The 20032-nt window shown below is 53.8% G+C and carries 14 protein-coding genes; 5 read left to right on the forward strand and 9 right to left on the reverse strand.

Features of this window, described 5'->3' with window-relative positions; translation table 11 throughout:
- Positions 1–436 precede the first annotated feature (436 nt).
- Positions 437–1675 (reverse strand): dicarboxylate/amino acid:cation symporter, encoded by a 1239-nt coding sequence (locus CUC53_RS15610; RefSeq protein ID WP_100295000.1) that lies wholly within the window; start codon positions 1673–1675, stop codon positions 437–439.
- Positions 1676–1946: 271 nt separating this feature from the next.
- Here CUC53_RS15610 and ppnP point away from each other — a divergent pair, with 271 nt between their 5' ends.
- Together ppnP and CUC53_RS15620 are read left to right on the forward strand one after the other, a co-directional pair.
- Positions 1947–2231 carry a pyrimidine/purine nucleoside phosphorylase gene (ppnP, locus tag CUC53_RS15615; RefSeq protein WP_100295001.1) on the forward strand — a complete coding sequence of 95 codons (285 nt, stop codon included), beginning with the start codon at positions 1947–1949 and terminating at the stop codon, positions 2229–2231.
- A 193-nt stretch (positions 2232–2424) separates the two neighbouring features.
- A complete protein-coding gene (locus tag CUC53_RS15620) occupies positions 2425–3810 on the forward strand; it encodes an L-serine ammonia-lyase (RefSeq protein WP_100295002.1) in 1386 nt (461 codons plus the stop codon).
- Positions 3811–3993: 183 nt separating this feature from the next.
- Here the strand turns inward: CUC53_RS15620 and pflB are convergent, their stop codons facing one another.
- The 3 genes from pflB to ycaO form a co-directional block, all read right to left on the reverse strand.
- Complete coding sequence (gene pflB / locus CUC53_RS15625) at positions 3994–6276, reverse strand: formate C-acetyltransferase (protein WP_100295003.1); 2283 nt, start codon at positions 6274–6276, stop codon at positions 3994–3996.
- 45 nt (positions 6277–6321) lie between these two features.
- Positions 6322–7170, reverse strand: a complete 849-nt coding sequence (focA, locus tag CUC53_RS15630) for a formate transporter FocA (protein WP_100295015.1) — start codon at positions 7168–7170, stop codon at positions 6322–6324.
- 381 nt (positions 7171–7551) lie between these two features.
- Positions 7552–9312 (reverse strand): 30S ribosomal protein S12 methylthiotransferase accessory factor YcaO, encoded by a 1761-nt coding sequence (ycaO, locus tag CUC53_RS15635; protein ID WP_100295004.1) that lies wholly within the window; start codon positions 9310–9312, stop codon positions 7552–7554.
- Positions 9313–9626: 314 nt separating this feature from the next.
- Between ycaO and asd the strand changes: the two genes are divergently transcribed.
- Together asd and CUC53_RS15645 are read left to right on the forward strand one after the other, a co-directional pair.
- On the forward strand, positions 9627–10742 hold the full coding sequence (gene asd / locus CUC53_RS15640; RefSeq protein ID WP_100295005.1) for an aspartate-semialdehyde dehydrogenase: 1116 nt from the start codon (positions 9627–9629) through the stop codon (positions 10740–10742).
- A 257-nt stretch (positions 10743–10999) separates the two neighbouring features.
- Positions 11000–11203: a hypothetical protein gene (locus tag CUC53_RS15645; RefSeq protein WP_100295006.1), complete on the forward strand. Its 204-nt coding sequence runs from the start codon at positions 11000–11002 to the stop codon at positions 11201–11203.
- 315 nt (positions 11204–11518) lie between these two features.
- Here the strand turns inward: CUC53_RS15645 and CUC53_RS15650 are convergent, their stop codons facing one another.
- The 5 genes from CUC53_RS15650 to CUC53_RS15670 all read right to left on the reverse strand — a co-directional run bounded on the left by CUC53_RS15650 (position 11519) and on the right by CUC53_RS15670 (position 19429).
- Positions 11519–12046: a hypothetical protein gene (locus CUC53_RS15650; RefSeq protein WP_100295007.1), complete on the reverse strand. Its 528-nt coding sequence runs from the start codon at positions 12044–12046 to the stop codon at positions 11519–11521.
- Positions 12043–13329: an AAA family ATPase gene (locus CUC53_RS15655; RefSeq protein ID WP_100295008.1), complete on the reverse strand. Its 1287-nt coding sequence runs from the start codon at positions 13327–13329 to the stop codon at positions 12043–12045. Before CUC53_RS15655 ends, CUC53_RS15650 begins: the two co-directional genes overlap by 4 nt.
- Before the next feature lie 68 nt (positions 13330–13397).
- On the reverse strand, positions 13398–14690 hold the full coding sequence (locus tag CUC53_RS15660; RefSeq protein ID WP_100295009.1) for a GIY-YIG nuclease family protein: 1293 nt from the start codon (positions 14688–14690) through the stop codon (positions 13398–13400).
- 3 nt (positions 14691–14693) lie between these two features.
- The gene (locus CUC53_RS15665; RefSeq protein ID WP_100295010.1) at positions 14694–16727 is read right to left on the reverse strand and encodes a DEAD/DEAH box helicase; all 2034 of its coding nucleotides are present in this window, start codon (positions 16725–16727) and stop codon (positions 14694–14696) included.
- Between the two features lie 23 nt (positions 16728–16750).
- The gene (locus CUC53_RS15670) at positions 16751–19429 is read right to left on the reverse strand and encodes a class I SAM-dependent DNA methyltransferase (RefSeq protein ID WP_100295011.1); all 2679 of its coding nucleotides are present in this window, start codon (positions 19427–19429) and stop codon (positions 16751–16753) included.
- A gap of 178 nt (positions 19430–19607) precedes the next feature.
- Between CUC53_RS15670 and CUC53_RS18980 the strand changes: the two genes are divergently transcribed.
- Complete coding sequence (locus CUC53_RS18980; RefSeq protein ID WP_167386774.1) at positions 19608–19763, forward strand: hypothetical protein; 156 nt, start codon at positions 19608–19610, stop codon at positions 19761–19763.
- The last annotated feature ends 269 nt before the right edge of the window (positions 19764–20032 follow it).

Here is a 20032-nt window from a genome sequence, read left to right on the forward strand (position 1 = left end):
GAGTTTGTTGTTACTGCCATTTTTACGGTGTTCTTTACTCTGGTTGCTGTCTCTCTACCCTCATTGTCACAGTTCTAAGCCGGATAGAGAGACATTCATCCGGTCTGTAATCGGTCGCACCGCTGCTTTAGTAAGCAACGACCATGCATTTCTTGCCATTGCAGAAAAATAGCCACCCGAGTGTCGATTTCTTCATGTCTACGCTGATATTTCAGCCGCTTCACTGATTGCCTATCGTTTATCGACCCCTGTTGAGGGGAGCCATGCTCCCCTTGCTTATCCCGACCCACACCGCTTGCTTCACCATGACCCACGGCTAACAGGCCTCGCTTGCCACCCCACGGGGAACTGGCACCTTTTTAGCTCACTCCAGATAGCAAAAAGCCCTCACCTTGCGGTGAGGGCTGACCAATAAACCCTAGGTGTCTGGGATGGACTATTTCTGCCAGCGCGCAGGGTCGTACTCTGGGCTGAAACGATCCACGATCACCGCACAGGCGGCATCACCAGAGATATTGAGCGCAGTACGGATCATGTCGAACAGGCGATCGAGTGCAAACAGCAGCGGTAAACCTTCGATCGGGATACCCGCGGCGAGCAGCACGGCCACCACCAAGAAGCTCGGGCCCGGTACCCCCGCTTGGCCAATGGCCCCCAAGGTAGAGGTCAAGATGATCGCAGCCCACGCACCGGCACTGAGATCGATGTTGTAAACCTGAGCAAAGAAGATGGCAACCAAACCGTAATAGATGGCGTTACCGCTCATGTTAATGGTGGCACCAAGGGGCAGCACAAAAGAGGCGGTGGCATTGCTCACCTTCAGATCCTGCTCGCAGGTCTCCATATTGACGGGCAAGGTCGCCATCGAGGATGCGGTGGAAAATGCCACAATTTGCGGCTTCTTCATGGCCGAGAGGTACGCCTTCACAGGGGTTGTCGAGAACAGGCCCACCAGCAGGGGATAGACCACAAAACCAAAGATCAAGATGGCGGCGACATAGACCACAAACAGCTTGAATACCAAGGTCAGCACATCAAAGCCATAGGTGCCGATAGCATCAGCCATCAAGCCAAAGACCCCGAGTGGGGCAATCAGCATCACCTTGTTGATCATCCAGACAAAGGCATCAACCAAGGTGTTTAAGCCATCCACTAACGGCTTAGCCCGCTCACGAGGTTGCTTGGCTAAAGCGATTCCCAAGAACATACAGAACACCAAGATCTGCAGGATATTGGCCTCGCTTAGCGACTGGAAGACGTTGGTTGGGATCATCCCAAGCAGGGTCGAGACCGCATCCGGCAAGGCCCCTTTGTCGGCATAATCGCCAGAGAACATCGAGGACATCGCATCGGGCTCAAGGCCCACGCCGGGTTTGAACAGCTGCCCCATCACCAACGCCAGCAGCACGGCCAAGGCGGAGGTGATCAGGAAAAATGCCAGGGTGGATACCCCTATTTTACCCGCCGCAGGGCTGGCACCGAGATTAGCTGCGCCAGAGAGGATCGCCACCGCCACCAGCGGGATCACCAGCATTTTAATCAGCTGAATAAACAGCGTCCCCAGTGGGGCAAAGAGGCTGGCTTGCTGACCCATCAATGCGCCAACCAAGGCTCCCAACACCATGGCCACCACCACTTGGAAGCCAATGTTTTTAATGATTCCTTTTTTTAACACAAAATATTCCTTTTTCTATCATCTGCAACACTTCATCGGTTAAATCAACACGTAGGTGGCGAAATAACCTATGAATTACCGTAATTTAGTCGATTTATCTCATATTTTGTGACGGTTTAACATCACCAAATCAGGGTTCTGGGGGATTGATCGACATCGATAAAATCTGACGTTCAGGGCAAAGGGGGCCATATTCAGGCGATTCCTTCATGACAACGGCTAAAAAACTGTGCTAGCTTGGCCCTCCAATTGTTCCAACAAGGATGTAAAGATGCTGAAAGTTAACGAGTATTTTGACGGTAATGTAAAATCCATCGGTTTTGAGCACGCCAGTGACAAATCTACCGTGGGGGTGATGAATACAGGTGACTACCTATTTAACACCGGCGCCCCTGAGCGGATGACCGTGATCAAAGGGGCCCTGACCATCCAGCTGGCCAATGACGATAAGTGGCACACCTATGAGCAGGGTCAATCCTTCCACGTCGCGGGTGACTCCTCGTTCAAACTGCAAGTGACCGCGCCCACTGCCTACCTGTGCGAATTTCTCGATTAATCGCCCTTATGCTGACGCGGGATGCCACCCAGCGCATCCCGCGTCATCTGCCCTAATCCAGCCCTGACGGCTGATCACCGCCTGCTCACCTTCGCTTTTCGCCACCTTTGCCCACACCCAGCGCGTTTGTCGCTGTGCAACGCCGACAAAAAATTTACAATGCCCTCACAAAACTCATCAGTGGAGTGGTGTCATGATCAGTGTCTTCGATCTGTTTTCTATTGGGATCGGCCCTTCTTCTTCCCACACGGTAGGACCAATGCGCGCCTCGTGCGCCTTCGTCAACCAACTTAAACAGCAGGGCTACCTGCGCCACACTCATCGGGTGGAGGTCGAGTGCTACGGCTCACTCGGCCAAACCGGTAAGGGCCATGGCACCGGTAAAGCGATCATCCTAGGGTTAGCCGGATTTGACCCCAGCACCGTCGATATCGATGCCATCCCCGCCTTTCTGAGCGCGGTGGAGCAACACCAAGCACTGCTGCTCGCAGGCGAACAAGCCAGCTATTTTCCCCGCAGCGGCGCCATTATGTTCAATCGGCGCAAGACCCTCGCCGCTCACACCAACGGCATGACCCTTCGGGCGTTTAACGCCAACGATCAGCTACTGCTGGCGCAAACCTACTACTCCATTGGCGGTGGCTTCATCATTGAAGAGAGCCAGTTTGCCGATGCTAAACAGGCCGCGGCCGAGCTCGATGCCCGTCATCCGGTCCCCTACCCCTTCGACAGCGCTGCCCAGCTCCTGACTCACTGCCAAGAGAGCGGTCTCTCGGTGTGTGGCGTGATCTTGGCTAACGAGCGAATGTTTCGCAGTGACGAGCAGATTAAGGCGGAGCTGCGTGCCATTTGGCAAACCATGCAAGGCTGCGTCGAGCGGGGTTGCAAAAGCGAAGGGGTGCTACCGGGCGGGCTTAAGGTACGTCGCCGAGCCCCTGCGCTCTACCGCCAATTAAGCAGTGAAACGAATTTCAACAAGGACCCGCTGATGGTGATGGAGTGGGTCGATCTGTTTGCCCTAGCGGTCAACGAAGAGAATGCCGCCGGCGGGCGGGTCGTCACCGCCCCCACCAATGGCGCAGCGGGGATCATTCCCGCCGTGTTGCACTACTACGATCGCTTCGTCCACAAGGTGGATGACGAGGTATTGATCCGTTACTTCCTGACTGCCGCCGCCATCGGGGCCCTGTATAAGAAAAATGCCTCGCTATCAGGGGCCGAGGTCGGCTGTCAGGGAGAGGTGGGGGTCGCCTGCTCGATGGCGGCAGGTGCCCTGACCGAACTGCTGGGTGGCAGTCCCGCCATGGTGGAGAATGCCGCCGAAATCGGCATGGAGCACAACCTTGGCCTCACCTGTGATCCAATTGGCGGTTTGGTACAAGTGCCTTGTATCGAGCGCAATGCCATGGGGGCAGTCAAAGCGATCAACGCCGCTCGGCTCGCCCTGCGCGGTACGGGGGAGCACAAGGTATCGCTGGATAAGGTGATCAAAACCATGTGGGAAACGGGTAACGACATGAAAACGAAATACAAAGAGACCGCCCGAGGCGGCTTGGCTGTCAACCTAACCGAGTGTTAATACCAAGCGCGGCTCAGCGAGCGTCGATCACAAGGGGCAAGCCATTGGGTCGCTTGGCTTACGCTGCCACCGCCCCGCTAGCGCCACAAACGCAAAAAAGAAAAGGTGGTTTGCTTGCACAAACCACCTTACGACTTGGTTAACCCACCCCTTAACAGGCTGCGCTAACCAGCAACCGACCCCTTAGAGCGAGGCGGTGAAGGTCCGCGTGATCACGTCCTGCTGCTGCTCTTTGGTCAGCGAGTTAAACCGCACCGCATAACCAGACACCCGGATGGTCAGCTGTGGATACTTCTCTGGGTCTTCCATGGCATCGAGCAGCATCTCACGGTTCATCACGTTAACGTTGAGGTGCTGACCCCCTTCCAAGTTGGCTTCATGGTGGAAGTAACCATCCATCAGGCCAGCCAAGTTGGCTTTCTGGGATTCCATATCTTTACCCAGGGCGTTCGGCACGATGGAGAAGGTATAGGAGATACCATCTTTGGCGTAAGCGAACGGCAGCTTGGCCACCGAGGTCAGGGACGCCACGGCACCCTTCTGGTCACGACCGTGCATCGGGTTAGCGCCAGGTCCAAACGGAGCACCTGCACGGCGGCCATCTGGGGTATTACCGGTCTTCTTGCCATACACCACGTTGGAGGTGATGGTCAGCACAGACTGGGTCGCTACCGCGCCACGGTAGGTGTTGAGCTTCTGGATCTTCTTCATGAAGGTCTCAACCAACTCACAGGCGATGTCATCAACGCGCGCGTCGTTGTTACCAAACTGCGGATATTCGCCAGTGATCTCGAAGTCAACGGCCACGCCGTCTTCGTCGCGAATCGGCTTAACCTTGGCATATTTGATGGCCGACAAGGAGTCAGCCGCTACCGACAGACCGGCAATACCACAGGCCATGGTGCGATAGACATCACGGTCCATCAGTGCCATCAGCGAGGCTTCGTAGCTGTACTTGTCGTGCATGTAGTGGATGATGTTCAGCGCCGCTACGTATTGCTTAGCCAGCCAGTCCATGAAGTTATCCAGACGGGTCATGACGTCGTCGTAGTCGAGGTACTCAGAGGTGATCTTGTCAGTCTTTGGACCAACTTGGATCTTGAGCTTCTCATCCACCCCGCCGTTGATGGCGTACAGCATGGTTTTGGCCAGGTTGGCACGGGCACCGAAGAACTGCATGTGTTTACCGACAACCTGCGGGGAGACACAGCAAGCGATGGCATAGTCATCGTTGTTGAAGTCTGGACGCATCAAATCGTCGTTCTCGTACTGCACAGATGAGGTTTCGATAGAAACCTTGGCGCAATACTTCTTGAAGCCGATTGGCAGCTGCTCAGACCACAGAATGGTCAGGTTTGGCTCAGGGGACGGGCCCATGGTGTAGAGGGTGTTGAGGATACGGAAGCTGTTTTTGGTCACCAGCGTCCGGCCATCCACGCCCATCCCGGCCAAGGTCTCGGTCGCCCACATCGGGTCGCCAGAGAACAGTGAATCGTATTCTGGGGTACGCAGGAAGCGCACCATACGCAGCTTCATCACCATGTGGTCGATGAGCTCTTGGGCTTGTTGCTCGGTGATCAGACCCTTTTGCAGGTCGCGCTCAATGTACACGTCCAAGAAGCTGGAGGTACGACCGAAGGACATCGCAGCCCCGTTTTGCGACTTCACCGCCGCCAAGTAAGCGAAGTAAGTCCACTGGACCGCTTCTTTGGCCGTGCTGGCTGGCATGGAAATATCACAACCATATTTGGCAGCCATCACTTTCATCTGGGCCAAGGCACGGTGCTGCTCAGAGATCTCTTCACGCAGACGGATGGTGGCTTCGAGGTTGACGCCGTTTTCCAAATCCGCTTGCAGGGACTTGAACTGGGCCAGTTTGTCGGCCATCAGGAAGTCCACGCCATACAGCGCGACACGACGGTAGTCACCGATGATCCGGCCACGGCCGTAGGCATCCGGCAGACCGGTGATCACCCCGGATTTACGGCAGTTGAGGATGTCTTTGGTGTAAACGTCAAACACGCCTTGGTTGTGAGTCTTGCGGTACTCACTGAAGATCTTCTCAACCATGGGGTCAAGTTGACGACCGTACACTTCGCACGAGGTTTTCACCATCTTGATACCGCCGTTGGCGATGATGGCGCGCTTGAGCGGCTTGTCGGTCTGCAAACCCACGATCTGCTCTAGGCTCTGATCGATATAACCGGCATCGTGTGCGGTAATGGTGGAGGGCAGGTCGGTATCAAAATCGACCGGCGCGTGGGTGCGGTTTTCGATTTTGATCCCTTCCATGACCTTGTCCCACAGCTTGGTGGTCGCGTCGGTCGCACCAGCCAGGAAAGACTCATCACCTTGATATGGGGTGTAGTTCTTCTGGATGAAGTCACGGGTGTTGACAGAGGTCTGCCATTCACCGGCCGCGAAACCTGCCCATGCTTTTTGGAACTGCTCGTTAAGTTCTGCCATTTTCATTACCTCACACGGTATTGATGTTGTATCCCGCAATCATCCTTAATGATGACGACGGAAGATAAACCAGTACGTCAAACCAACCATCATGCCACCGCCAATGATATTTCCGATGGTGACCGGTACAAGGTTGTATAAGACGAAATTGGATACGGTCAGGTCGGCAAATGCTGCTGGATCCTGGCCGATGGCCTGCCAAAACTCCGGGCCTGCAACGCTATGAATAGCGATACCGACCGGGATCATAAACATGTTGGCGATACTGTGCTCAAAGCCAGAGGCGACAAACATCGCAACCGGCAGCAACATGACTAGCACTTTATCGGTCGCGCTGCGAGCGCCAAATGCCATCCACACAGCCAGACAGACCATCAGGTTACAGAGGATGCCAAGAGCAACCGCTGCGAAAAAAGTGTGATGGATCTTATGCTGCGCCACTTTCAAGGCGTTGAGACCCCACTGGCCATCGGCAGCCATGTACTCGGCTGAGATGACGATCAAGGCCACGATGATCAGCCCACCGATCAAGTTGCCGAAATAGACAACCCCCCAATTTTTGAGCAATTGGCCCCATGTGATGCGATTGGCTGCCTTAGCCACCAGCGTCAAGGTAGTGGAGGTAAATAGCTCGCCGCCGAGCAGTACACAGAGGATCAGACCCAAGGAGAAGCAGAGACCGCCCACCAGCTTGGCCATCCCCCACGACATGGTCGAGGAGCCAGTGGTGACCGTAATGTAGAAGACGAACGCGATGGCGATAAAGGCGCCTGCGGTAATGGCGAGGGGAATGACTTTTGCTGCCGGCTTGGTCGCCTTGGCATAGGTGATGTCTTCAGCCAATGCAGCAATGGCTTCGGGCTTGAGACAATCGAATGGGGATTCAGCTTTCACTATATGTTCTACCTGAATTAGGTTGCCTGCCGAAATAATAACAAAGGGGCCATCAGCCAAAATTGACCTCGATCAATTTTTACAAAAAGGCGTATGTAATTTTACTACAAACCCAAGTGCCGATTGGCCATAACTATTTACACCTAATTTCAACTGAAATAACTAATCACTATTTTTAATATGATGATTTTAAATCATTTATTCTCAGCTAACGCCAAGAGGGAGTGGCAAGATAGGGTTGCACCAAGGGCTGGCCTAGCCGTGGTTCTCTCCCCTTGCTAACGCCATTTTGTGTTTTTAATTTCATCTTTAGTGCGACCACACCAGCGACTCACCCCACCAGAAAAAGGGGCCGATAGGCCCCTGATGACGTGCGCTTGGTTACGCCCACTGGTGGCCACGCTTGGCCTGTTGCAATTTTTCGTAGGCCGCCAGCAGCTTCTGGTGCAGCGGGAACTGAGAAAGCGACAGGTCAGCCGCCTCCAGCCCATGGAAGCGTGCTTCGCCACTGGCGTTGGCCCATGCCTGGGCCAGCGTCTGCTCGCCATACATACGGCTAAAGACCGCGCGATACTGCTCCGGATCCCGCTCCTCGTCCAAGAACAGCTCAACGCAAGCGCGCAGGGCGCGGTAGTAGCTGGCCCGCTCGGCCGTGAACACCGACTGGTTGAACTCCATGGTCCAGTCGATGAGATCAAGCGCGCTCTCCAGCTCGCCAGCGGCCAGCGCTAACATGGCTTTGAGCTCGCCCACCCGCAGGGTGTGCAGCACGCTGCCCTTGGCGGCAGCGATGCCCAGCAGCTCGCGCACTCGGGTGCGCTCGTCGTGCCCCTCTTCGTCCAGCTGATCGAACAGCGCCATGTATTGCTCGGCCTCCCAGTCGAGCGCCGGCAGCGCCAAGATGGTCTCGCGTAGGTGCGCGCCCATGGTGTTGTTGGCCAGCAGCAGATCCTCAGCCGGATAGATATCAGACATGCCGGGCACCAGAATACGGCAGGCGTAGACACCAAGGTGCTCGTAATCGGCGATATAAACTGGCTGCTCCAGCTCATGGAAGATGCCAATCAGGTGATCAAACTCCTGTTGCGAGGTGCCGCGAAAATCCCAATCGGCAAACGCGAAATCAGCCTCTTCCTTGAACAGATCCCAGCTGATAAGGCCTGAGGAGTCGATGAAGTGGGTCTCAAGGTTATGGTGATCCGCCACCTGCTCGTTATCAAACGAAGGGGGCACGAACACATCCAGATCTTTGAGGCTCCGCCCTTGCAGCAGCTCGGTGACGGTGCGCTCAAACGCCACTTCAAACCGTGGATGAGCACCAAAAGAGGCAAAACAGGTGCCGTTGCTTGGGTTGAGCAGCACCACACAGATCACCGGATAACGGCCACCCAAGGAGGCATCGAAGCTGTAAATCGGGAAGCCTTCGGCTTCCAGCGCCGCAATGGAGGCTGCAATCCCCGGATAACGGGCAATCACTTCGCTCGGGATCTGCGGCAGGCTGATCGCCTCCGCGATGATCTTGTTCTTCACATGGCGCTCGAACACCTCAGAGAGCGCCTGGGTGCGCGCCTCGGTTTTGGTATTGCCCGCACTCATGCCGTTGGAAACATAGAGGTTGCCGATGATGTTCATCGGGATGTAGACGGTCTCATGATCGGACTGGCGCTCAAACGGCAACGCCACAATCCCGCGCTCCTCGTTGCCAGACTGCAAATCCACCAGCATCTCGGCGGTCACTTCACCATCTGGGTTGTAAAACTTGCGGGTAAAGCTGTCGAGCAGATCTGCTGGCAATGACTCCCCCGTGATGGGAAACCACTGCTCGTTGGGATAGTGGACGAAATCGCCATTAGCTACCTGCTCACCCAAATAGAAATCGGCGAAGAAGTAGTTAGTGGAAAGACGCTCAAAATACTCACCAAGGGCCGAGGCCAACGCGGCCTTCTTACTCGCTCCCTTACCATTAGTGAAACAGAGCGAGCACGCTTTATCACGGATATGCACCGACCAAACATTAGGCACCGGATTGAGCCAAGAGGCCTCTTCGATATCGAATCCTAAGGCTTGCAACTTGGTTTGAAAGCGCTCAATGGACTCTTCCAGTGCTGCGTCCTTGCCGGGAATAAAGGTGTGGTCAGTCATCACAATATCCTGAGGTTATGGCTCATGTTTGGCCGCAGATAATAACAGGAGCCAACCACTTTGGCAGGGAAAAACTGTGGCAGCGCGGGCAAGCGCAGCAGAGGTAGCCCATTCCTCGCCATGACCAGCAGATATTGCAAGCCACGGCACAGAATATTGCGCAATTCGACTTGCGCCCGTCGCTACAATCCGTAATGTGGGCAGACACATTTTTACTGTGCTTATTGTGTGATTGAGTTGTAAATAGCCCGCGCTATCGCAAGGATCACCGTCGGTACAATGCATTTTTTAGTCGCAATCCAGGGTAGGACATTATGAAAAAAGTAGGTTTGGTCGGTTGGCGGGGCATGGTGGGTTCGGTTCTGATGAGCCGGATGCAAGAAGAGCAAGATTTTGCCCATATTCACCCCACCTTCTTCACCACTTCCCAAGCAGGTGAAGCCGCGCCGAATGTCGGCGTGGATGCGGGCACCCTGCAAGATGCCTTTGATCTCAAGGCCTTGGCAGCGCAGGACATCATCATCACCGCCCAAGGTGGCGATTACACCAAGGATGTCTATCCCCGCCTCAAAGCCGCCGGCTGGCAGGGTTACTGGATTGACGCCGCCTCCTCCCTGCGGATGGAGAAAGACGCCGTCATCATTCTGGACCCCGTCAACGGCGACGTGATCGAACAGGCCCTGAGCAACGGCATCAAGACCTTTGTCGGCGGTAACTGCACCGTCAGCCTGATGCTGCTGGCCCTAGGTGGTCTGTTTAAAGCCAATTTGGTCGAGTGGGTCAGCGTGTCCACTTATCAGGCCGCCTCCGGTGGCGGTGCCCGCCATATGCGCGAGCTGGTCACCCAAATGGGGATGCTGCGCGACGAAGTGGCGGTTGAGCTGGCTGATCCCGCCTCCGCGATTCTCGATATCGAGCGCAAGATCACCGAAAAGACCCGCTCCGGCACCCTGCCAGTGGACAACTTCGGCGTACCGCTGGCCGGTGGCCTGATCCCTTGGATCGACACCAAACTCGACAACGGCCAGAGCCGCGAAGAGTGGAAAGGCCAAGCAGAGACCAACAAGATCCTCGGCATAGAACAGGCCGCGATCCCAGTGGATGGCCTGTGCGTGCGGATCGGCGCCCTGCGCTGCCACAGCCAAGCCTTTACCATCAAGCTCAAGAAGGATGTACCGCTGGCGGAGATCGAAGCGCTGCTGGCTGCCCATAACGACTGGGTAAAAGTGATCTCCAACGATCGCGACATCACCGCCCGCGAGCTGACCCCTGCCGCCGTCACCGGCACCCTCAGCATTCCGGTCGGTCGTCTGCGCAAACTCAATATGGGCCCAGAGTATCTGGCCGCCTTCACGGTAGGCGACCAGCTGCTGTGGGGCGCTGCTGAGCCGCTGCGCCGCATGTTGCGTATCCTGTTGGCCCGCAGCTAAGCTGGCCGCTTAAACCGATAACACCCTAGCGGGGAGTCACACTCCCCGCTTTTTTATCCCTATCCCTGCAGCGCATAATCCGGCCCGTCAAGCAAACAACCCCCTCAACATCGTCAGCCGCCTACACTCTGCGCTAACGCCCTCGCCACCCTAACACCCCTTTTTGCGCCACCAGCGCCAATCGGGCGCCGCAGATCAGCGGGTTACCCACTAACCTTGAACACAGTGTCTGATATGAGCCAGCAGTGGAGCGCCATATGTACTCTTACACCCTCAGCTTCAAAGAAGAGGTCGATCGCCTAGCCGCCCCAGAACAGGCGATCGCCTTGCAAAGCCCCGCCCAAGCGGGCGACTTCGTTATCCTCTCCGACGGCAGCCGCCACCAGATCATGTTTGTCACCCACCGCGCCCACTACAGCAGCCTCTACCTCGACAAAGGGGTCAGGGTGCCGCAAAGCTGACGGGCGTGTGGGCCATATCAAACAACTTGTCGAGCACACGCGCACGCAAACCAGGCAAATAGAAAAGCGGCCCGTTGGCCGCTTCAGTTCAGATATATGGCGAGAAACGCTGTCATGGCATTGAGATGGCTATTCGCTCTTTAACACCGGCTGGCGCACTATCTCGACACCTTTTTTATAGACCACCAGCATCCCGGGCGAGCTATCAGGCACCCTTGTCACGGTCACGTCACAATCATACCGATAAGGGCCACTGGTGAATTGATATCCCCAGCCCTTGCCTCATCTCTGCTCCCCTACTCTGTTTTCCTCCCTTCATCGTTTTTTCTTATCAGCATGTTTTTGTCGTGACCATTCTTCAATGATTGGCTCCAACAAGATGTTGTTCGCCACAAGAGCCGTTTCCCAATCATGCCAATCTGTGTCCCCAGCAAAGGCAACACAGCCCTCGCCATACTTCCTACGTGAATCCAGTGCTGCGGCTACCATTTTTTTGTCCGCATGGTCATGGATTACAGCAAGCAAAGGAGGTTGCAACACACCATGCCCATGTTCGTCATAGGAGACGTCGACGTTATCAACAGCAGCTGTGCTCCATTTGTGAATCACTACCTGAATACCGAAGTCGTTAAAGCCCAGCTTATGTTCGTATTCGTCGTAGATACCATTGGCTGAGTCTAAAACTATCCGGGATGGACTCTCCTGAAAATCACACAGCCATTGCCATACCTGCATTCTCAAGTTGGGATCAGTCGGGGTTGCATCAATATCTTTAGGATGCGTAGGATCAGCAGCACTAGCGGCAATCAGCACGTTGGTATCAATCACATAGCGATCCCTCATGCCTGACTCTCCTGCTGGCGCGTAAACATCAATCGTGCCTGCTCACGAGTCTCCCCCAGTGCATCCCCGAAGAAACTTTCTGGCCAGTTTTGCACTCTACCGAAATCATCTAGCTCTAACGACCGCAAGCGGGCAACACTCCCTTCACGCTCAACAAAATACATTGCAGCGTCTTGGGGCTTGATGCTCTGTCTGGCGATCAGTGTTTGCATTCGCCGGAATAGGTGTTCGGAATGGCTTTCAACGATGAACTGAACGTTTCGCTCTTTACTTACCTCGACAAACAACTCGGCTAACACTGACTGCGCTAACGGATGCAAGTGTATTTCCGGCTCTTCAAGGATTATTGTGCTGCCACTCGGAGCGAAATAGGCGATAGTCAAGACGGGTAAAACTTGTGAAATACCAATGCCCACATCGCGCAAGTTTGCTTCGACACCATCACGGTGTACCACCAATTCGTAGCGTGTTGAGCGCCCCACTTGTTTAACTTCCAGCTTGTCAGCAACCTTCATTCGTACAAGCCACTTCGACACACCTTCAATGATGCGATTTTGGTCATCGCCTTTTATCAAGGCGCTGGCGAGGAGCACATCAATGGCGCGATGGCCATCACTCCCCATCTCACCAGGGTTGGATTTGTTCCAAACATAATCTCTTTCTGGCTTACGGCGAAGTGGGCCGAGATAGATGATATTTTCCAACTCACGGCGAATCGCTAGGCTCAAATCTTCAAGCACTGCGCCATCCTGTCCCAGCGCTACAATTGCTTCAGCGGACAACGATACCGAGCGTTCTGGACATATATGGCGACCTTTAGCCCGAGGTTGAATCTCTTTATCAACAGTAAGTGAATATGCACCTTTCTCACGGCGAATAGACTTAAATTGCTGTTCATTTGTGCCGACGCGCCATTCTTGAATAGCCACACCACCTGCCGAATTCTGACCATAACTACAGAAAAAAGTCCCGTTATCAATGCGGGAGGATTCGGGCGAGAGAAAGGTAAAACTCAACGAAAATTGACGATCGCCAACGAACCCTTGGTGTAATACGTCGTCAAATTCACCAAAATTAAATAAATCATTGACTTCATCACCACCAAGATTGAGATGAATGCTGCGATCAGGTGATCGCACGGTTTGTTTGAGTAGTAACAGGCTTTGAATCAATGTTGATTTGCCAGATGAGTTAGTGCCTAGCAACATGGTGACAGGCTTCAAATTAACGATCCCTGTATCTTGCCATGCTTTAAAATTTGTTAATTTGAGTCCGGTGAACATTAGTTTAATTCTCCTGCTTCCGGTTTATGCCAGACGTTCATTTCTGACCGCTGGGTTTGGTTTTGTTATTACGCACCTTCGGTCGTTTTTTTTGCAACAATCTTTCCGGTCGTGTTGTCCATGCGGTAGTGCGAGATTGTCCCATCCAGAATATGGTGAATTACTTCAAGGATGGTTGCCAATGGAGTATGGAACCACTCTCTCGGGGCATAGCTGGTGCCATCAACCCCCTTCAAGGTGATATCGAGGCGCTGCTTGGCGAGAAAACCGTGCACCAAGGTCTCCAACTTGTGGGTGTTCATGTTGAAACACTGGAAGGTCGTGATGATCCTGACCGGGGCTTGCAGGAACGTCTTATCTATTTCGGCGTGTTTGATCCGCTCTTCGACCGCTCCCTCGGTGAAACCTATTTTATAGAGATGTTGTTTGAAGGGCATCAATATAGGGTCCGTGCTTTTTGTCGCGAGCACATAGACAAAGCCGCTTGGAATAGGCGCGTCATTTGGCAAGAGGAGTTTGTCACCTAGCATGACCTTACGGCCTTCTTTGTCACGAATAAGCCCCTGGGTCAGTGACTGGTAGAGCATGTGTAGTTCAGTGCCATTATCAAAAACCAGGTGAAGTCGTGCGTTATACCGTTCGTACTGGTCCAGTCGCGCCCCCGCGCTATGCACATAACCCATCACCCCATTTAAGATGAAGAAATCACCGACTTGAAACCCGTGTTCGTTGCGATAGCGCACAAGCGAAAACGCGCCACCTTGCAGGCCCGTTTTCACGGTCTCAAACAGCGGCGCAAAACGAGCGAAATCAGGACAGGGCTGGCGCTGGGCTATCTCGTCAGGTAACGCCTTTTTCTCCCTAGGCACATGCTGCATGCTGAATATATCGGGAGCATCAAAATCCAATAACCCGAGATCATCGTCGGCAAAAATATCGTCAAGCGAGGTCACTAGCTCAGACGTGTCAACGGTCGATGCATTCACCGCCTCAGCAGCGACATCCTTTGCATGATACTGCTCATGCTTCTCTGCCACACTCCCAACAACCTCGATCCCTGCCAACAGGCCATGGATATCCTGACCTGAAAGGGCACGGCATTGATCTGGATCTGTGCGTATCGCCTGCAATCGCCTTGCAAGAAGCTTCTCGGACATATCGGCAGAGTACGAGTTCTGAGGGGCTCTACCGTGTTGTTCAAAAAACGCCACTATGTCACCAAACTGGTTGCTCACGAGGTCAACTGGCACACTTCTCGGTTTTAGGGGCGCTACATCAAGCAAACCCAATACATCGTCTTCGGCGAAGATATCTTCAAGAGATGCTTTGGGTTTGAGCTGATGTGATCGCAACAGGATCATGACTTAGCTCTCCTGTTTAGCCGCAGATTGTTGTTTCTTCTGTTTGATGTAGGCCAGCGCTTCTGCCAGTCGTACCTCGATGGGATCAGGCGCATGCAACGAAGGAGCCCGCTGGTTTTGCTGTGTAAACTCTTTGATTCTTGGCCACAGCATCACGGCCTCCTCCTCGGAGAGTTGTGACTTGCTGGCGCTGACCGCCTCCTGAATGGTTTTGAGCATGGTGGCCGTCACGGATTTGGAGAGGATTTCATAGGCCCCATGGAACGGGTTAACCGATTCGATCAGGTCGATGCTCAGGTTGTCGATGTTGATGAACTTCTCGCCGATTTTTAAGAACTGCTTACTGGCCGTTGCTTCATCCTTGGGTACATCGGGTCCAGTCCCTCCGGTAGAGGTTGGACGCGGGCCTCCTACAATCTCGGCATTGGGAGGCAAGTCACTCTCATGGATCAGCCCGCCCTGCTGATTGATATACATGCTTTGCAGCAGGCCGGAACGAACTTGCTCTATCTCATGGGGCAATAGGTCGGGGTAGAGTTCCTGAATGACCGAGGGCAGTTCTAACTGAGTAAATACCTCGGGCGGAGCTGTTTCAGTAATGGCCTCTTTGACCACCTTCTCCTTGGCCATCAGCGCAGCCAGGATCTCCTCTTTGCCACCATTGAGAATATTTAACACTGTTTGCGACACTGGCACGGTCTCATCACCCACGAGCACGGTATTGGGTGGCAGTACCTCCCCAGTCCATTGCGAGCGAGGCTTGAACTGAATACTGGGAGCCAAGATCTGCTCCATCAGTAGGGAAGTGGTGATCGCCTTGAGCATGTTGTTGACCGACACCTTCACATCGTCATCTTGGGCATCAGGCTGGGCAATCAGGTTGGTGAACTGGGCGTGGGTCTTACCAGGACAATCACGGGTCGCACGACCGATGATCTGCACGACTTCGGTCAGCGAGCTGCGATAACCAATGGTCAGCACATGCTCGCAATAGGGCCAATCAAAACCTTCTTTTGCCATGCCAAGGGCAATGATGATATCCATGTCATCGGCTGATTGGATTGTACGTAAATAAGCCTGCACCTTGGGGCGCTCATTGGCATCGTCATCCACTAGATTGGCAACCTTGAGCCGCTTGCCATCTTCATGTCGTTTCACCAAGTAGATGCCAGTGTCGGGATCTTTCGACTGCACCTCGCCCAGCACATCCAAGATCGCATCGACCTCGGTGTGCTTGTCCTTGGTGGACTCGCCAGAGTTCACGTTCGGGATGTGGATAATGGTTTTCAGTGAAGCGTCCAACACCGAAGGCAAAGCACCGATATATTGACCCTGGTAGAAGTGGTAACCAATCCCGAGCGATTTCAGGTGTTGATAGCCGTTCAGTTGCTCGTAATAGGTGTAGGTGACCTTGGTAAACTTGGCTTCATCCTCTGGGGTCAGGATGGGCACGGTATCGCCACGGAAATAAGATCCTGTCATGGCCACAATATGTGCATTGGACTGCTGGATTAAGCCATCGAGTAGCGCGCCGAGGCGGCTATCTTCACTGGCGGAAACATGGTGAAACTCGTCGATGGCAATCAGACAATCGTTAAACGAGGCGATATCTACCTCGTCAAAAGCGAAACGCAGGGTTGCGTGGGTGCAGACAAGGATCGGGTCATCACGCTCCATAAAGCGCTTAAACGCGGCCACCTTGCTCTTTTCACCGCCATGAATGCAGAGATTGTTTTCCGGTTTAACCTGCCAGTTCGCAAAGAATCCATATTCGGTCAATGCAGTGTCTTTAAACGATGCGCCGATAGACATCTCAGGCACCGCGACAATGACTTTGCGCAAGCCCTGATTGAGCAGCTTGTCCAGCCCCAAAAACATCAGTGCACGGGATTTGCCGCAGGCGGGTGGCGCTTTGATAAGCAGGTAGGGGCTGTTGCGTTGAGCGAAGGCACGGGCTTGCATCTCCCGCATTCCCATGCTGTTGATCGCCGAGCTCTGCCCGTTCTGGGCATAGGTCACTTGCAAGATGTTTTCCATAACAGAGTCCTTATCAACATTGGCTAGCGGGTAGCAGCGGTGAGCTTTTCATAGAGCCCAAGCAGATGGCTTACCCGCTCTGCCGCATCCTTAAATGGGCGGTCCCGATAGAGCTTATCGACAGCGTTATCCAGTACTCGGTGTGCTTCAAGCAGGCCAGCAGGCATCTTGTCGGGGTCATAGAGTTCGGCTAGCGTTTTGCCGGGGTAATCCTCCCGGACCAGCTCAACTTCCTCTGCCAATCGCTCAATTTCTTGTCGCTGAGCTGTGCTGGCAACGGGCCATGGAAAGGTGTTGTAAACAATGGTCGCCGTGTAGCGGTAATCACTTTTCAAGCGACCAGCAACTAAGCGCATCCAGTCGTTATGTAGTAGAGAAGACAAAATCCCAAATTCATACCGGGAACCATTAGGAAGGATATTATTCAGGTCCGTGCTTATCGTTCCAGAATCAAAGAATCCCATCGGCACATATGTGCGACGCTCAGATGAGACCCTCGGAACAAGGATGTAACTAGCTGGATTATTGAGATCGCGGAACAAATGTGGCCGCTCAGCCAATTTCTGAGCCCCTTTATCAGGGCTTTTTCTACGAGTTTCAGCCACTTTTTGTATACGACGGGTAACCAGTGGCATTAACTGCAATTCATCGTCAGTTATCCCAACCAGCCATAGGCACCAGCGCTCCTTTGCATTCAAAAACTCAGTGGCCCCAAGTACCTTTTTAACCCAACGTGCCGCTTGAGGCTCAAGCCTCAGTAATTCATCGCGCTCTTCACGAGTGAGGAATAGATGGCCGCCATCAGTCGGTTTATTGCCATAGATAAGCGGCGGAACATCGCTTACTAATGGCGTGCTTCGTGCTGCAACCGCAATGTTACTGCCCTCGACCAAGTAGGGGCTGATATTGGATACATTGCTGCTATGCCACTCACCATCAACTTGTTGGAACAGTTGCCTGGACTTTGAGCGAGAAGAGAGCCCCACGATCACCACATGGACCGCGGCCTTATCACGCGCATTGTTGGCCCATGTAAAGGTGGGATAAGCGAGATGAATATGGAGTCCCAGCGCAAACATTCTGGGCCAGAGTGTGGCGACCTGTTCACCTTGGCAAATGGAGTTGGTGGACACCAACGCCAGTTCAGCCCGCGAGTGTTGAATATAGTGCGCCCCTTTCCAGAACCAGCAGGCGACGAAATCGAGATTACCTAGCGTGGTATCGCCAAACACAGCTTGCATGTCTGCCCGCTGCTCGTCCGAACGACCCAATGTGCCCAAGAAGGGGGGATTCCCGATCACATAGACCTCATCCTCAATCCCTTTGGGGCAGACCTTATGCCAATCCAAGGCCAAGCTATTACCGCTCACGATGTTGCCAGATGATCTCAGCGGCAACGCAGGGCGAGCATAGCCAAAGGTTTGCTCCCACTGTTTGTTAAGTTGGTGTTCGGCCAGCCAGAGTGCAAGGCGGGCGATCTCACAGGCAAAATCGTCAATCTCGATACCGTAAAACCGATCGAGGTGCAGACTGCTCATGGAGAAGCCCTGCTGTGGTTCAAGCTGTTGCAAAGCTTGAATAACCATCCGCTCCAAGGTGTGCAACTCCTTGTAGGCAACGATTAAGAAGTTGCCGGAACCACAGGCGGGATCGAAGACCTTGATGTTGCCGAGGCGCACCAGCAGTTTCTTAAGGCCATTGACACTCTTTCGATTTTTTTCCAGATCGCTGCGCAGTGAATCCAGAAACAGCGGTTGGATCACCTTCATGATGTTGCTGTACGAGGTGTAGTGCTGGCCCAGATTGCCGCGCTGCTCGACATCAATCACCGCTTGGAACATTGAACCGAAGATATCCGGGTTGATGTCCCCCCAGTTCATCATGCAGCACTCCAGCAGGATCTTGCGGCCCTGCTTGCCGAGCGCCGGGATGGGCTCATCCACCGCGAACAGCCCGCCGTTGACATAGGGGAAGGCCGCCAGATGGGACGGTAGGGTTTTGCGTAACTCGCTATTGGGTTCGCTGTTCATGACGGCGAACAAGCCTCTCAAGAACTGAGCGAGGTCGCTGCCGTCCTCCTCGGTGTAGCCTTTAATGGCAGAGGTGAACTGGCCCTGATTAAAGATCCCCGTATCTTCGGCAAACAGGCAAAATAACAGCCGGGTCAGGAATACGTTGAGGGCATGAATATCCTCAGGTCTACTCAATTCATTGAGGCTCTTGATGAGATCGAAGAGCTTGCCCATCTTCTCGGCGGCCTTCACATCGGCAGGGTTCTCGGCACCCAGAATCGCCTTCTCAAGGCCTGCTAAGGGCAGGAAGAAACCATATTCGCGGAACAGTTCGCCGAGTTCAGTATCGAGTCGCTCTTCAGTCAGTACGTCCCACGCGAGGAAGCGAACAAAATCGGTGAGGATGACGAAGCGGTATTTGTGCTTGGTGCTGGCACACGCTGCAATCCGCTGTTCAAAAAGGAGCTCTATATCGGCCCCTTCATCCACCGGCTGAAAGTAGAACTTTGAATTGATACCAACGTGGCCCGCTTCTTTGGCCAGGTTGCGGCTCCCCCCTTGCCTGATATGCGTGATCGTGGCCTTGGGCAGTCCATAGGCGGCCATAAAGCCAAAGATAAATGCGGATTGGTCAGGTGCGCTGACCAGCGCTTTCAAGTCATCGGAGATTTTGGTCTGATTGACGGCCATGATGATCCTTGGTGCTCTACTGCAATGCCGCACCCACGGTAAGGAGGGCAGTGTTCATATTCGATTGGGCGCAATGGTAAACCATTGATGCAGCAAGAGACGATACCCAATGTTTCAGAATCAGAACGGTGTATAGAGAATGAAGTCACAAAACGCCATCGATGGCGCGATGTAACATATGCCCGATACCTCGGTCAATGCCGCCACGTTTACCACACCCCACATCCAGCATCGGGAGAGGTGCCTCAACGAAATGGCGCTAGCGGCGTGCACGCCGGAGCACTTTCTGGCCCAGTTCGACAATGGTTTTTACTCTCACAACCTGCTGCAATAGCTGCCACAAGGGAGTGAAGTTACCCCCGCTGCGTGAAGCCAAGGCTACAGAAATACAATGTAAAAAAGCTAATAAAAACAATGCCAGTCAGGCTTAACTGACTGGCATTAGGTCCAAACCGCCCTTTCACCTATTTAGCCGTCATCCCCTGTCGGGATGAGCCAGCCACCGATCAGGCGATCAGCTTGTCGTCGCTAAAGCCGAAGCCGCGCAGCCCCACCACATGGACGTGTTCGTGCTTGCCCTGCACTTTACGGATCAGCTTGTAG

It is taken from the genome of Aeromonas cavernicola (genome assembly GCF_002795305.1).
Lineage (GTDB): Bacteria > Pseudomonadota > Gammaproteobacteria > Enterobacterales > Aeromonadaceae > Aeromonas > Aeromonas cavernicola.

Bases quoted from the DNA above. Each gene is read 5' to 3' on its own strand.
- ppnP (WP_100295001.1), top strand. From the start codon at position 1,947: ATGCTGAAAGTTAACGAGTATTTTGACGGTAATGTAAAATCCATCGGT.
- CUC53_RS15620 (WP_100295002.1), top strand. From the start codon at position 2,425: ATGATCAGTGTCTTCGATCTGTTTTCTATTGGGATCGGCCCTTCTTCT.
- pflB (WP_100295003.1), bottom strand. From the start codon at position 6,276: ATGGCAGAACTTAACGAGCAGTTCCAAAAAGCATGGGCAGGTTTCGCG.
- ycaO (WP_100295004.1), bottom strand. From the start codon at position 9,312: ATGACTGACCACACCTTTATTCCCGGCAAGGACGCAGCACTGGAAGAG.
- asd (WP_100295005.1), top strand. From the start codon at position 9,627: ATGAAAAAAGTAGGTTTGGTCGGTTGGCGGGGCATGGTGGGTTCGGTT.
- CUC53_RS15645 (WP_100295006.1), top strand. From the start codon at position 11,000: ATGTACTCTTACACCCTCAGCTTCAAAGAAGAGGTCGATCGCCTAGCC.
- CUC53_RS15650 (WP_100295007.1), bottom strand. From the start codon at position 12,046: ATGAGGGATCGCTATGTGATTGATACCAACGTGCTGATTGCCGCTAGT.
- CUC53_RS15655 (WP_100295008.1), bottom strand. From the start codon at position 13,329: ATGTTCACCGGACTCAAATTAACAAATTTTAAAGCATGGCAAGATACA.
- CUC53_RS15660 (WP_100295009.1), bottom strand. From the start codon at position 14,690: ATGATCCTGTTGCGATCACATCAGCTCAAACCCAAAGCATCTCTTGAA.
- CUC53_RS15665 (WP_100295010.1), bottom strand. From the start codon at position 16,727: ATGGAAAACATCTTGCAAGTGACCTATGCCCAGAACGGGCAGAGCTCG.
- CUC53_RS15670 (WP_100295011.1), bottom strand. From the start codon at position 19,429: ATGGCCGTCAATCAGACCAAAATCTCCGATGACTTGAAAGCGCTGGTC.
- CUC53_RS18980 (WP_167386774.1), top strand. From the start codon at position 19,608: ATGCCCGATACCTCGGTCAATGCCGCCACGTTTACCACACCCCACATC.